12 protein-coding genes, 5 pseudogenes and 1 riboswitch are annotated in these 13,035 nt (G+C 50.8%); of the genes and pseudogenes, 10 read left to right on the top strand and 7 right to left on the bottom strand.

Translation table 11 applies throughout. From position 1 onward, the window contains the following. The 3 genes and pseudogenes from BGK49_RS01635 to BGK49_RS01625 all read right to left on the bottom strand — a co-directional run. Positions 1-289, bottom strand: a pseudogene (locus tag BGK49_RS01635) (IS1-like element transposase); the annotation flags it as partial. A 55-nt stretch (positions 290-344) separates the two neighbouring features. Beyond that, the gene (rcnB, locus tag BGK49_RS01630) at positions 345-683 is read right to left on the bottom strand and encodes a Ni(II)/Co(II) efflux transporter accessory subunit RcnB (RefSeq protein ID WP_000153067.1); all 339 of its coding nucleotides are present in this window, start codon (positions 681-683) and stop codon (positions 345-347) included. 218 nt (positions 684-901) lie between these two features. Then, positions 902-1,383, bottom strand: a pseudogene (locus BGK49_RS01625) (HoxN/HupN/NixA family nickel/cobalt transporter). Between the two features lie 120 nt (positions 1,384-1,503). Here BGK49_RS01625 and rcnR point away from each other — a divergent pair. The 5 genes from rcnR to BGK49_RS01600 all read left to right on the top strand — a co-directional run bounded on the left by rcnR (position 1,504) and on the right by BGK49_RS01600 (position 5,265). After that, a complete protein-coding gene (gene rcnR / locus BGK49_RS01620; protein WP_000019944.1) occupies positions 1,504-1,776 on the top strand; it encodes a Ni(II)/Co(II)-binding transcriptional repressor RcnR in 273 nt (90 codons plus the stop codon). A 91-nt stretch (positions 1,777-1,867) separates the two neighbouring features. Next, a riboswitch (TPP riboswitch) is annotated at positions 1,868-1,964 on the top strand. A 34-nt stretch (positions 1,965-1,998) separates the two neighbouring features. After that, positions 1,999-2,787 (top strand): hydroxyethylthiazole kinase, encoded by a 789-nt coding sequence (thiM, locus tag BGK49_RS01615; RefSeq protein WP_001195636.1) that lies wholly within the window; start codon positions 1,999-2,001, stop codon positions 2,785-2,787. Further along, on the top strand, positions 2,784-3,584 hold the full coding sequence (gene thiD, locus BGK49_RS01610) for a bifunctional hydroxymethylpyrimidine kinase/phosphomethylpyrimidine kinase (RefSeq protein ID WP_046891746.1): 801 nt from the start codon (positions 2,784-2,786) through the stop codon (positions 3,582-3,584). Before thiM ends, thiD begins: the two co-directional genes overlap by 4 nt. Before the next feature lie 64 nt (positions 3,585-3,648). Next, positions 3,649-4,467, top strand: coding sequence for a glycoside hydrolase family 25 protein (locus BGK49_RS01605; protein WP_005031483.1), 819 nt, complete (start codon positions 3,649-3,651; stop codon positions 4,465-4,467). A 51-nt stretch (positions 4,468-4,518) separates the two neighbouring features. Continuing rightward, positions 4,519-5,265, top strand: a complete 747-nt coding sequence (locus BGK49_RS01600; protein ID WP_000434038.1) for a GntR family transcriptional regulator — start codon at positions 4,519-4,521, stop codon at positions 5,263-5,265. Here the strand turns inward: BGK49_RS01600 and BGK49_RS01595 are convergent. From BGK49_RS01595 to BGK49_RS01585, 3 genes and pseudogenes are all read right to left on the bottom strand, one after another. After that, positions 5,239-6,106, bottom strand: a pseudogene (locus BGK49_RS01595) (PfkB family carbohydrate kinase). The gene BGK49_RS01600 and the pseudogene BGK49_RS01595 overlap by 27 nt on opposite strands. Continuing rightward, complete coding sequence (locus tag BGK49_RS01590) at positions 6,103-7,107, bottom strand: ADP-ribosylglycohydrolase family protein (protein WP_000846236.1); 1,005 nt, start codon at positions 7,105-7,107, stop codon at positions 6,103-6,105. Before BGK49_RS01590 ends, BGK49_RS01595 begins: the two are co-directional and overlap by 4 nt. Next, positions 7,104-8,381: a nucleoside permease gene (locus BGK49_RS01585; RefSeq protein ID WP_000858484.1), complete on the bottom strand. Its 1,278-nt coding sequence runs from the start codon at positions 8,379-8,381 to the stop codon at positions 7,104-7,106. Before BGK49_RS01585 ends, BGK49_RS01590 begins: the two co-directional genes overlap by 4 nt. A gap of 256 nt (positions 8,382-8,637) precedes the next feature. Between BGK49_RS01585 and fbaB the strand changes: the two genes are divergently transcribed. From fbaB to BGK49_RS01560, 5 genes and pseudogenes are all read left to right on the top strand, one after another. Next, positions 8,638-9,690, top strand: a complete 1,053-nt coding sequence (fbaB, locus tag BGK49_RS01580) for a class I fructose-bisphosphate aldolase (protein WP_000129571.1) — start codon at positions 8,638-8,640, stop codon at positions 9,688-9,690. Positions 9,691-9,997: 307 nt separating this feature from the next. Further along, complete coding sequence (gene gatY / locus BGK49_RS01575; RefSeq protein WP_000289785.1) at positions 9,998-10,852, top strand: tagatose-bisphosphate aldolase subunit GatY; 855 nt, start codon at positions 9,998-10,000, stop codon at positions 10,850-10,852. 28 nt (positions 10,853-10,880) lie between these two features. Next, positions 10,881-12,143 (top strand): annotated as a pseudogene (gene gatZ / locus BGK49_RS01570) (tagatose-bisphosphate aldolase subunit GatZ). A 9-nt stretch (positions 12,144-12,152) separates the two neighbouring features. Beyond that, positions 12,153-12,605 carry a PTS galactitol transporter subunit IIA gene (gene gatA, locus BGK49_RS01565; RefSeq protein WP_000182920.1) on the top strand — a complete coding sequence of 151 codons (453 nt, stop codon included), beginning with the start codon at positions 12,153-12,155 and terminating at the stop codon, positions 12,603-12,605. A 30-nt stretch (positions 12,606-12,635) separates the two neighbouring features. Further along, a pseudogene (locus BGK49_RS01560) lies at positions 12,636-12,776 on the top strand (PTS sugar transporter subunit IIB); the annotation flags it as partial. Here BGK49_RS01560 and BGK49_RS01555 read toward each other — a convergent pair. After that, positions 12,773-13,035, bottom strand: a 263-nt coding sequence (locus BGK49_RS01555; RefSeq protein WP_000317683.1) for an IS1 family transposase, incomplete at its 5' end; no start/stop codon positions are given. The pseudogene BGK49_RS01560 and the gene BGK49_RS01555 overlap by 4 nt on opposite strands.

Genomic DNA, 13,035 nt, shown 5'->3' with positions numbered 1-13,035 from the left:
TGTATGCGCGAGGTTACCGACTGCGGCCTGAGTTTTTTAAGTGACGTAAAACCGTGTTGAGGCCAACGCCCATAATGCGTGCACTGGCGCGACATCCGACGCCATTCATGGCCATATCAATGATTTTCTGGTGCGTACCGGGCTGAGAGGCGGTGTAAGTGAACTGCAGTTGCCATGTTTTACGGCAGTGAGAGCAGAGATAGCGCTGATGTCCGGCAGTGCTTTTGCCGTTACGCACCACCCCGTCAGTAGCTGAACAGGAGGGACAGCTGATAGAAACAGAAGCCACTGGAGCACCTCAAAAACACCATCATACACTAAATCAGTAAGTTGGCAGCATCACCTTAGCGATGATAAAAAATCTCACCGTCGTAGGCTTTAATGATTTTACCGTCGGTGTCGCTGATCAACACGTACGCGCCACCCATATAGGTCCAGTGCGTCCCGGCATCAGGCGCGGGCAGGTTACGTAACTGCCACTGCTTAATGTTGTACTCATCGGTGCGGTACATCTCTGGGACGGTATCGCCTGGTTTGAAATGCTTAAAGTCAGCAATGAAACTGCTTAACTCATACTTAGAAATTCCCGAGGTATTGGTCGAACCCGCGGTGGCTGGTGCGGCCCAGGCGGCACTGGTAACCAGCAAAAGCGCACCCAGCAACATCTTATTTTTAATGGTCATAAACTCTCCACTTTGGGGATCTGTAATATCAGTCGCATATCTTTCCTGCCATACAATATAACTGACAAGCGATATTTTGTTAGTGATCCCATGATTTCGTAAAAAGTGTAAATGAAAGGATGCCCTAAAAGCATCCTTAGCGAGCAGAGAGTCAGCGGAAATAGCTGATTTAAGAATCATCCTGGGCTGAAGATAACATGCAAGCCTAAAGGATTGAGTTATCGCATTATGCCCATGAAGCCATGTACGCCCATATACACACCGACTAAGCCAATCAACAGACTGGAAAAATAGGGGGCGCGTTTAGCGAGAGTGTTAAATCCGCTCCAGCGTTTTGCGACCTGCTGAACGCTGATTGCTGCGCCAACGCCTACGGTGACAAGCGTTAACGCCAGGCCAATGCTGAAACTGACGACCAGTGTTGCGCCCAGTGTCAGGGCTTTCAACTGAATGCATATCAGCGCTTACTGATCACCATCCCGCCAAAGGCAATCAACCAGACCACCGCGGTATGCGAAATGGTTGCTGCCAGTCCGAGCATCACCGCCTGTTTAATGGTGCCTTTGATGGCGATGATAAACGCCGCCATCATCGTTTTTGAGTGCCCTGGTTCCAGGCCATGAAGCGCACCAAGTAAGATGGCGCTGGGGATGAAGAACCAGGCGTTTCCTTGCTGAAGAAGAGTTGTAAATTTGGTCATGATAATAATTCTTAGTATTAATTCGGCAATCTGATTCTACTCCCCCCCAGTACCTGATACTACCCCCCAGTAGATTAATAGTGCTATGATTTTTCATATTCTTGTTAACCAGGTGTTGCCATGTCTCATACAATCCGTGATAAACAGAAACTGAAAGCGCGTGCCAGTAAGATTCAGGGCCAGGTCGTGGCGCTCAAGAAAATGCTCGACGAGCCGCACGAATGCGCTGCAGTTTTACAACAGATTGCTGCTATCCGTGGCGCGGTAAACGGTCTGATGCGGGAAGTGATTAAAGGTCATCTGACGGAACACATCGTTCACCAGGGGGATGAGCTAAAACGTGAAGAAGATCTGGATGTCGTTCTGAAGGTGCTGGATTCATATATCAAATAATTTATTAACGCGATTGTAAAACTGCCGTTTTTCCTCGTTTACAACGCGTGCGCTGGACATTACCATCCTCCTCTGCGATTTATCATCGCAACCAAACGACTCGGGGTGCCCTTCTGCGTGAAGGCTGAGAAATACCCGTATTACCTGATCTGGATAATGCCAGCGTAGGGAAGTCACGGACCACCAGGTCATTGCTTCTTCACGTTATGGCAGGAGCAAACTATGCAAGTCGACCTGCTGAGTTCCGCGCAATCTGCGCACACGTTACACCTTTTTCACCAACATTCCCCTCTTGTGCACTGCATGACCAACGATGTGGTGCAAACCTTTACTGCCAATACCTTGCTGGCGCTCGGTGCATCGCCAGCGATGGTTATCGAAACCGAAGAGGCCAGTCAGTTTGCGGCTATTGCTAGTGCGTTGCTGATTAACGTTGGCACGCTGACGCAGCCACGCGCACAGGCGATGCGTGCCGCCGTTGAGCAAGCAAAAAGCTCTCAAACCCCCTGGACGCTTGATCCAGTAGCGGTGGGTGCACTCGATTATCGCCGCCGTTTTTGTCTGGAACTTCTGTCTCATAAGCCAACCGCCATACGTGGTAATGCTTCGGAAATCATGGCATTAGCTGGCGTTGCTAATGGTGGACGGGGAGTGGATACCACTGACGCCGCAGCTAACGCAATACCCGCTGCACAAACACTGGCACGGGAAACTGGCGCAATCGTCGTGGTCACAGGCGAGGTGGATTATGTTACCGATGGGCATCGTATCGTTGGCATTCACGGTGGCGATCCGCTAATGACCAAAGTGGTAGGAACTGGCTGTGCATTATCGGCGGTTGTTGCTGCCTGTTGTGCGTTACCAGGCGATATGCTGGAAAATGTCGCATCTGCCTGTCACTGGATGAAACAAGCCGGAGAGCGCGCAGTCGCCAGAAGCGAGGGGCCAGGCAGTTTTGTTCCACATTTCCTTGATGCGCTCTGGCAATTGACGCAGGAGGTGCAGGCATGAAACGAATTAACGCTCTGACGATTGCCGGTACTGATCCCAGTGGTGGTGCGGGGATTCAGGCCGATCTTAAAACCTTCTCGGCACTTGGCGCTTATGGTTGCTCAGTTATTACTGCACTGGTGGCGCAAAATACCCGTGGCGTACAGTCGGTGTATCGCATTGAGCCTGATTTTGTCGCCGCCCAGCTCGATTCGGTGTTCAGCGATGTGCGAATCGACACCACTAAAATCGGTATGTTGGCGGAAACCGATATTGTTGAAGCGGTGGCAGAACGGTTGCAACGTTATCAGATCCAAAACGTGGTACTCGACACCGTTATGCTGGCAAAAAGCGGCGACCCGCTGCTTTCACCTTCGGCGGTTGCTACGCTGCGCAGTCGATTATTGCCACAGGTTTCATTAATAACGCCAAACTTGCCCGAAGCTGCCGCCTTGCTCGACGCGCCACACGCGCGCACCGAACAGGAAATGCTGGAACAAGGGCGATCGCTGTTGGCGATGGGCTGTGGCGCAGTGCTAATGAAAGGTGGTCATCAGGATGATGAGCAAAGCCCGGACTGGCTGTTTACCCGCGAGGGTGAACAACGGTTTACCGCACCGCGCATTATGACCAAAAACACCCACGGTACTGGTTGTACACTCTCTGCGGCGTTGGCTGCACTACGCCCGCGCCATACAAACTGGGCTGACACCGTACAGGAGGCAAAAAGCTGGCTTTCATCGGCGTTAGCCCAGGCCGACACGCTGGAAGTTGGTCACGGTATTGGTCCGGTTCACCACTTCCACGCCTGGTGGTGAGCACCGTACTATAGCTGCTTTGGTTATTGTCAGCCTTTGGCACTGACATTCAGGGATGAAACCAATGCAGCTAAGAATTACCAGTCGAAAAAAACTCACCGCTCTATTATGCGCTCTTGGGCTAATTTCCATCGTTGCAATTTATCCGCGTCAGACGGTGAATTTTTTCTATTCGACAGCAGTTCAGATTACAGACTACATCCACTTCTACGGTTATCGCCCGGTTAAATCTTTCGCTATTCGTATTCCTGCCAGTTACACCATTCACGGAATAGATGTTTCGCGCTGGCAGGAGCGGATCGACTGGCAGCGTGTGGCAAAAATGCGCGATAACGGTATTCGCTTACAATTTGCCTTTATTAAGGCGACGGAAGGCGAAAAGCTGGTGGACCCCTATTTTTCGCGTAACTGGCAACTAAGCCGTGAAAATGGCCTGCTGCGCGGGGCATATCATTATTTCTCCCCGTCGGTAGCAGCACCGGTTCAGGTGCGATTATTTCTGCAAACGGTAGATTTCTCACAAGGCGATTTCCCTGCGGTACTGGACGTAGAAGAGCGAGGAAAATTATCGGCAAAAGAATTACGCAAGAGGGTAAGTCAGTGGCTAAAAATGGTCGAAAAAAGTACGGGGAAAAAGCCGATTATTTACTCAGGAGCCGTTTTTTATCACACGAATCTGGCGGGCTATTTCAATGAATATCCGTGGTGGGTGGCTCACTACTATCAACGTCGTCCGGACAATGACGGCATGGCCTGGCGCTTCTGGCAGCATTCCGACCGTGGACAGGTAGATGGCATCAATGGTCCGGTGGATTTTAATGTGTTTAATGGCACGGTGGAGGAGTTGCAGGGATTCGTTGATGGGATTAAAGAAACGCCTTAAATAAGAAGCAGTGATATACTCCCACCAGACTCCCTGGCAGGAAAAAGACAAATGGAACAAGCGCATACCCAGCTGATTGCCCAACTGAACGAACGTATTTTAGCGGCGGATAACACGCCGCTTTATATTAAGTTTGCCGAAACGGTAAAAAATGCCGTGCGCAGCGGGGTGCTGGAGCATGGCAATATTTTGCCCGGTGAGCGTGATTTAAGTCAGTTAACCGGCGTTTCGCGCATTACGGTGCGCAAGGCGATGCAGGCGCTGGAAGAAGAGGGTGTGGTGACGCGTTCGCGCGGTTACGGCACGCAGATCAACAACATCTTCGAATACTCGTTGAAAGAAGCGCGAGGTTTTTCTCAGCAGGTGGTATTGCGCGGGAAAAAGCCCGATACGCTATGGGTTAACAAGCGTGTCGTGAAATGTCCCGAAGAAGTCGCGCAGCAGCTGGCGGTCGAAGCAGGAAGTGATGTCTTTTTGCTTAAGCGTATTCGCTATGTCGATGAAGAAGCGGTATCGATTGAGGAATCGTGGGTTCCGGCGCATTTAATTCATGATGTTGATGCCATCGGGATTTCACTTTATGACTATTTCCGCAGCCAACACATTTACCCACAACGTACGCGTTCCCGCGTTAGCGCCCGGATGCCGGATGCCGAGTTTCAGTCACATATTCAGTTAGATAGCAAAATACCGGTGCTGGTGATCAAGCAAGTGGCGCTTGACCAACAGCAACGGCCTATTGAGTACAGCATTAGCCACTGTCGCAGCGATCTATACGTTTTTGTGTGCGAGGAGTAGTTCCTCGCGCGTTGGCGCACAATCACCGCCCCGATGCCCGACAACCCACGACGCCACTGCATTGCCCAGTAATACGGCATCCGCCAGTGGCAGACCAGAGGCCAGCCCGGCAAGTACGCCACCGGCATGACTGTCGCCCGCCCCAATGGTGTCGACAACTTGCGTTGGAAATGCCGGAATGCAGCCAGAAGCGTCGTTGCTGAAATACCATGCGCCTTCTTTATCGAGACGAACGATCAACGGCGCGGCAAATTTCTCCTGCCATTGCTTGCCAAGTGTTGTTATCTCTGCGGATAAAGCAAAACGTTCGGCGCAATCTCAGCCTCTTGACGATTGAGTGACACTAAAGGTCGACAGGCCATGGTCCGCGCCAGTAATGCGTCCGGGATATCGCCAATACGTGGGCCAAAATCGATAAACGGCGTCACGTCTTGCAGCTCTTCCAGCCATTCCACTGATTTTCCACACCGCTGAATGACATAAAAGTACGTTCGCCATCCGGCTCAACCAGCGCCAGACACCAGCCGTTATCGCCTTCGGCGTTATCGATCAGGCTGATTAACCCCTCTTTCGCCATCCGGTTGCGAATAATCTCCGCCCATACCCCCTGACCGAGCGGCAAGGCATTACCCGCTTCGATGCCGAGGCGCTTTAACGCCACGGCAATATTCAGTGCGCAGCCGCCAACGTTAACGCTCTGCTGTTTCAGTTCGATATCGCACCCACGCCAGGGGAGGACATAAGCGTCGGCGATCACGTCAATGACCGCCGCGCCGACGACCATCACCGACTGACGCGTGGTTAATTCAGGCAGCAGCGTGTGTAATCGAGCGCCGCTCATACCGCCTCCCGTTGTTGACGATATTTCGCCAGCGCTGTGGCATAGCGGTTGAAATCAAGCTGATTTACCGCATCCAGCTCCGCCTTTAACGGAGGATCGATAGCGTTAATGCCATGCAACGCGCCGCAGATTGCCGTCGCCATAGCACCGATGGTGTCTGTATCGCCGCCAAGGTTAGCGCAGAGGACGGCGCAACGGTTCGGGTCGGTTTGTGCCAGTTCAACCAGCGCAATGGCGCACGGAACGGACTCGATAGTGCTGGTACCTGCGCCAACGACCTGATACAGCTGTTCGCTGGCGGATTCAGTGCCGTCGGCATTGCGCACAATTTTCAGCGCAATCTCCAGACGTGCTGCCAGTGAGGCGCTGAAGGTGGTGATGCGTTTTTGCTGGGCATGTCGCGCAATTGAAGGCAGTGAATCTACAATCGCTGACCAGCTTTCTCCGTCAATGGCACGAGAAATCGCCCATGCGATGACTACCGCGCCCGCAACCGCCAGATCGGATTTATGGGTCGGGCTGGACGCCAGCGCCACATCATCAATAAAGGAATCAACATCACGCGCCGGAAGCAAACAACCTAATGGCGAGACGCGCATTGCCGCGCCGTTGGTCACGCCATTGTTTTCCAGTTCAGCAACGGGTTTACCGTCGCGAATGGCGTTGAGAGCAATCTTCGAGGTCGGACCTAGTACGTTTTTGTTAAAGGCGTCGAAACGCAGCGCCCAGTCGAGAATATTACGCCCAATAAGATTCGGATCGATCTTGCCTTCACGTTCCAGTAACGCATCCGCCAGACACAGCGCCATCGAGGTATCGTCGGTGAATTCGGCGCGGTTAAAATAACAGGCCGCGTTATTCTCCTTTGGTCCAGGAAGAAAACGGTCAATCCAGCCAAAGTGTGCTTTAACGCGGCTGCGTGGCCAAAGCTCGGAGGGCATCCCCATCGCATCCCCTAACGCCTGCCCATAAAGAGCACCGAGAATACGTTCTGTTTTCATTTAACTTCCCCTTGTGTCAACGCAATATCGCGATCATCGACCTTGATAGCCGTAATTTCGTTGTCGGATTCGCGGAAAAAAATCATGAACAGCACGGCGATAATGGCAATCATCACCGCGCCGAAAGTCCACATCCCGGACCAGTTGAAAGTCAGTCCGTTTACCGGTTCCTGATAAGCGAACATCTTTTCCATCATCACACCGCCAAGACGATAGCCGAGCAAACTGCCGAAGCCCTGGCAGCAGAGCGTGATCAGCCCCTGCGCAGCGGTACGCATATGCACGGGGGCTTTTTTATCGACATAGATGTAAGCGGTAACGTAGTAAAAATCGTAACTTACGCCGTGAAGCAAAATACCGAGGAACAGTAACGCGTAGGTGAAATATTCATCCGCACTACCGTAAATAAAGAAGCCATAGCGGATCGCAGCGGTGACCAGACCAAGCAATAATACCTTTTTGATACCAAAGCGTTTAGTGAAAAACGGCAATGCCAGCATAAAGAAGATTTCAGAGAACTGGCCGAGCGTCATCCAGCCGGTGGCGTTTTTCATGCCAACTTCGGTCAGATAACCGTTGGCAAAGATGTAATAGAACGCCAGTGGCATCGCAAACAGGAATGAACAGAAGAAAAAGACGAGGAAGTTTTTATCGCGCAGCAGGATCAGCGCATCCAGGCCGAGCATGACTTTAATATCCATTTTGCCGGTGCTTTTTGGTGGCGTGTCGGGCAGGAAAAACGCAAACACACCGAGCAGAGCAGAACTTCCGGCGGTAATCAGCAGCGGGATGTTAGTCGGTGAGATATCGGCATACCCCAGTATTTGCGGCAAGAAACCACATGCCAGACCGGAGGCAATCCAGCCGATAGTGCCCATCACACGAATGCGCGGGAAATCACGCTCAACATCCGGCACGTTGGCAAAAGCGATGCTGTTAGTCAGCGCAATGGTCGGCATATAGGTTAGCGAGTAGGCCAGCAGTAACGGGAAGAACCCGGCAAAAGTGGTCTGTTGCGCAGCGAAATACATCAGCAGCGCGCCTGCGAACATCAATACCGCCAGCACTTTCTGCGCCGAGAAAAAGCGGTCAGTGATGGAGCCAACCAGAATTGGCGACAGGATCGCCGCAATGGCGGTACAGGCATACGACCAGCCAATTTCTCCGGCACTAAAACCGCTTTTACTTAACCACAACCACAATGGCACAAACCACGCGCCCCAGATAAACCATTCAACAAACATCATGAACGACAGCTTTGCTGTTGTTTTCATCTTTTAATTCCTTCATGACAGGTAATGTAAGGTACGCGATGACAATACCACTTAATAATACCTTTTAAATACCTTTGCAGTGAAAACTTGACCGCGCTAACATTTTTTCTGATGAATCGAGCCAACAGAAAACGCTGAAAAAACATCCAAAAGATGGAAAAACTCGCCCGTAACGACCAGGATTATGATTGCCCGCAAAAGGCGGGCCAGGAAAATCCATAGCCGATATCCAATCGGAATTTACGGGAGCATAGTAATGACAGATATTGCGCAGTTGCTTGGCAAAGACGCCGACAACCTTTTACAGCACCGTTGTATGACTATTCCTTCTGACCAGCTTTATCTTCCCGGACATGACTACGTAGACCGCGTGATGATTGACAATAATCGCCCGCCTGCGGTGTTACGTAATATGCAGACGTTGTACAACACCGGGCGTCTGGCTGGCACAGGATATCTTTCTATTCTGCCGGTTGACCAGGGCGTTGAGCACTCTGCCGGAGCTTCATTTGCTGCTAACCCGCTCTACTTTGACCCGAAAAACATTGTTGAACTGGCGATCGAAGCGGGCTGTAACTGTGTGGCGTCAACTTACGGCGTGCTGGCGTCGGTATCGCGGCGTTATGCGTATCGCATTCCATTCCTCGTCAAACTTAATCACAACGAGACGCTAAGTTACCCGAATACCTACGATCAAACGCTGTATGCCAGCGTGGAGCAGGCGTTCAACATGGGCGCGGTTGCGGTTGGTGCGACTATCTATTTTGGCTCGGAAGAGTCACGTCGCCAGATTGAAGAAATTTCTGCGGCTTTTGAACGTGCGCACGAGCTGGGCATGGTGACAGTGCTGTGGGCCTATTTGCGTAACTCCGCCTTTAAGAAAGATGGCGTTGATTACCATGTTTCCGCCGACCTGACTGGTCAGGCGAACCATCTGGCGGCGACCATTGGCGCGGACATCGTCAAACAGAAAATGGCGGAAAATAACGGCGGTTATAAAGCGATTAATTACGGTTATACCGACGATCGCGTGTACAGCAAGTTAACCAGCGAAAACCCGATTGATCTGGTGCGTTATCAGTTAGCTAACTGCTATATGGGCCGGGCAGGGTTGATAAACTCCGGCGGTGCTGCGGGCGGTGAAACTGACCTCAGTGATGCAGTGCGTACTGCGGTTATCAACAAACGCGCTGGCGGAATGGGGCTGATTCTTGGACGTAAGGCGTTCAAGAAATCGATGGCTGACGGCGTGAAACTGATTAACGCCGTGCAGGACGTTTATCTCGATAGCAAAATTACTATCGCCTGATACGCCTTATACGAACAACACCACCCCGTAGGACGGATAAGGCGTTTACGCTGCATCCGGCAACCTATGCCTGATGCGACGCTGAAGCGTCTTATCATGCCTACATAGCACTGCCACGTATGTTTACACCGCATCCGGCATAAAAACACGCGCACTTTGCTACGGCTTCCCTATCGGGAGGCCGTTTTTTTGCCTTTCACTCCTCGAACAATTTTCATATTGTCGTTTTTGTGATCGTTATCTCGATATTTAAAAACAAATAATTTCATTATATTTTGAAATCGAAAACAAACAGCAGGATATGAAAATGTACGTGGTATCGACAAAGCAGATGCTGAACAACGCACAGCGCGGCGGTTATGCGGTTCCGGCATTCAATATTCACAATCTCGAAACGATGCAAGTGGTGGTGGAAACCGCTGCCAACCTGCATGCGCCGGTCATCATCGCCGGAACGCCTGGCACATTTACTCATGCTGGTACAGAAAATCTGTTGGCGCTGGTCAGCGCGATGGCGAAGCAATATCACCATCCACTGGCAATTCATCTCGACCATCACACGAAATTTGACGATATCGCTCAGAAGGTTCGTTCTGGCGTGCGCTCAGTCATGATTGACGCCTCGCATTTGCCTTTTGCGCAAAATATTTCACGGGTCAAAGAGGTGGTGGATTTTTGCCATCGCTTTGATGTCAGCGTCGAAGCGGAGCTGGGGCAACTTGGCGGCCAGGAAGATGATGTGCAAATCAATGAAGCCGATGCTTTTTATACCAACCCCGCTCAGGCGCGTGAATTTGCCGAGGCAACCGGAATTGATTCCCTGGCGGTCGCCATCGGCACGGCTCATGGTATGTATGCCAGCGCACCGGCGCTTGATTTTTCTCGACTGGAGAACATTCGCCAGTGGGTGAACTTACCGCTGGTGCTGCATGGCGCGTCAGGATTATCGACTAAGGATATTCAGCAAACCATCAAACTGGGGATATGCAAAATCAACGTTGCAACGGAGCTGAAAAATGCCTTCTCGCAGGCGTTAAAAAATTACCTGACCGAGCACCCCGAAGCGACCGATCCCCGGGATTATTTGCAGTCGGCTAAATCCGCAATGCGCGATGTGGTGAGCAAAGTGATTGCCGATTGTGGCTGCGAGGGCAGGGCATAACGCACCTGCCATTTAACAAGGAAAAAACATGAAAACGTTAATTGCCCGGCATAAAGCTGGTGAACATATCGGCATATGTTCAGTCTGTTCTGCCCATCCGTTGGTTATCGAAGCGGCGCTGGCATTTCATCGCAACAGCACGCGCAAAGTGCTGATTGAAGCAACGTCAAACCAGGTCAATCAATTTGGCGGTTATACCGGAATGACACCGGCAGACTTTCGCGAATTTGTTTTTACGATTGCCGATAAAGTTGGGTTTGCACGCGAACGCATTATTCTCGGCGGCGATCATCTGGGGCCAAACTGCTGACAGCAAGAAAATGCGGATGCGGCGATGGAAAAATCCGTCGAGCTGGTAAAAGCATATGTTCGTGCTGGCTTCAGTAAAATTCATCTTGATGCGTCAATGTCCTGCGCGGGGGATCCCATACCGTTAGCACCAGAAACGGTTGCGGAACGAGCTGCTGTGCTTTGCTTTGCTGCGGAAAGTGTGGCGACAGATTGCCAGCGTGAGCAACTGAGCTATGTCATTGGCACCGAAGTTCCGGTTCCGGGCGGTGAGGCCAGCGCCATTCAGTCAGTACACATCACCCATGTTGAAGATGCCGCCAATACTTTACGTACGCATCAAAAGGCCTTTATTGCCCGTGGGCTGACAGAGGCGTTAACACGTGTGATTGCCATCGTGGTGCAGCCGGGTGTGGAATTTGATCACAGCAATATTATCCATTATCAGCCGCAGGAAGCGCAGGCGCTGGCGCAATGGATAGAAAACACCCGAATGGTTTATGAAGCACATTCTACCGATTACCAGACCCGGACGGCTTATTGGGAATTAGTCCGCGATCACTTTGCAATATTGAAAGTCGGTCCCGCATTAACCTTTGCTTTACGCGAGGCGATATTTGCACTGGCACAAATTGAGCAGGAACTTATCGCCCCCGAAAATCGCAGCGGTTGCCTGGCGGTAATTGAAGAAGTGATGCTCGACGAACCGCAATACTGGAAAAAATATTATCGTACGGGTTTTAACGATTCATTACTGGATATTCGTTACAGCCTGTCGGATCGTATTCGTTATTACTGGCCGCATAGTCGGATTAAAAATAGCGTCGAAACGATGATGGTGAATCTTGAAGGCGTGGACATCCCACTGGGCATGATTAGTCAGTATCTTCCCAAACAATTTGAACGCATTCAGTCCGGGGAATTATCAGCAATACCGCATCAGCTGATTATGGATAAAATTTATGATGTTTTGCGCGCCTATCGCTACGGCTGTGCGGAATAAGGACGGTATATGACTAACCTGTTTGTTCGTAGCGGAATTTATTTTGTCGATCGTAGCGAAGTTTTAACCCATATCGGTAATGAGATGCTCGCCAAAGGTGTGGTTCATGATACCTGGCCACAGGCATTAATTGCCAGAGAAGCAGAATTCCCTACCGGGATAATGCTTGAGCAGCACGCCATTGCAATACCGCATTGTGAGGCGATTCATGCTAAGTCGTCAGCCATTTATCTGTTAAGGCCAACAAATAAAGTTCATTTTCAGCAAGCGGATGATGATAACGACGTGGAGGTATCGTTGGTTATTGCGTTGATTGTGGAAAATCCGCAGCAGCAATTGAAACTTTTACGCTGTTTATTTGGCAAGTTACAACAGCCCGATATCGTCGAGACACTAATCACTCTTCCTGAAACCCAGTTAAAGGAATACTTCACAAAGTATGTTTTAGATTCAGACGAATAAATCCCTCTGTAACAATAAAAAGGACTATTTATGAAACGCAAGATTATTGTCGCTTGCGGAGGCGCGGTTGCGACCTCTACGATGGCGGCGGAAGAAATTAAAGAGTTGTGTCAGAATCATAATATTCCTGTTGAATTAATCCAGTGTCGGGTGGTAATGACTCCAACTTACTGATAGTGTTTTATGTTCAGATAATGCCCGATGACCTTGTCATGCAGCTCCACCGATTTTGAGAACGACAGTGACTTCCGTCCCAGCCTTGCCAGATGTTGTCTCAGATTCAGATTATGTCGCTCAATGCGCTGAGTGTAACGCTTGCTGATAACGTGCAGCTTTCCCTTCAGGCGTGATTCATACAGCGGCCAGCCATCCGTCATCCATACCACGACCTCAAAGGCCGACAGCAGGCTCAGAAGACGCTCCAGTGTGG

Origin of the sequence: Shigella sp. FC1544 (assembly GCF_001722145.1) — a bacterium.
GTDB lineage: Bacteria > Pseudomonadota > Gammaproteobacteria > Enterobacterales > Enterobacteriaceae > Escherichia > Escherichia coli.
Note: the sequence above shows the minus strand (reverse complement) of the source record. Positions and strands in the feature narration are given on the sequence as shown.

Coding starts and splice junctions, on each gene's coding strand:
- BGK49_RS01605 (WP_005031483.1), top strand. CDS start 3,649: ATGCAGCTAAGAATTACCAGTCGAAAAAAACTCACCGCTCTATTATGC.
- rcnB (WP_000153067.1), bottom strand. CDS start 683: ATGACCATTAAAAATAAGATGTTGCTGGGTGCGCTTTTGCTGGTTACC.
- BGK49_RS01590 (WP_000846236.1), bottom strand. CDS start 7,107: ATGAAAACAGAACGTATTCTCGGTGCTCTTTATGGGCAGGCGTTAGGG.
- gatY (WP_000289785.1), top strand. CDS start 9,998: ATGTACGTGGTATCGACAAAGCAGATGCTGAACAACGCACAGCGCGGC.
- gatA (WP_000182920.1), top strand. CDS start 12,153: ATGACTAACCTGTTTGTTCGTAGCGGAATTTATTTTGTCGATCGTAGC.
- thiM (WP_001195636.1), top strand. CDS start 1,999: ATGCAAGTCGACCTGCTGAGTTCCGCGCAATCTGCGCACACGTTACAC.
- rcnR (WP_000019944.1), top strand. CDS start 1,504: ATGTCTCATACAATCCGTGATAAACAGAAACTGAAAGCGCGTGCCAGT.
- thiD (WP_046891746.1), top strand. CDS start 2,784: ATGAAACGAATTAACGCTCTGACGATTGCCGGTACTGATCCCAGTGGT.
- BGK49_RS01585 (WP_000858484.1), bottom strand. CDS start 8,381: ATGAAAACAACAGCAAAGCTGTCGTTCATGATGTTTGTTGAATGGTTT.
- fbaB (WP_000129571.1), top strand. CDS start 8,638: ATGACAGATATTGCGCAGTTGCTTGGCAAAGACGCCGACAACCTTTTA.
- BGK49_RS01600 (WP_000434038.1), top strand. CDS start 4,519: ATGGAACAAGCGCATACCCAGCTGATTGCCCAACTGAACGAACGTATT.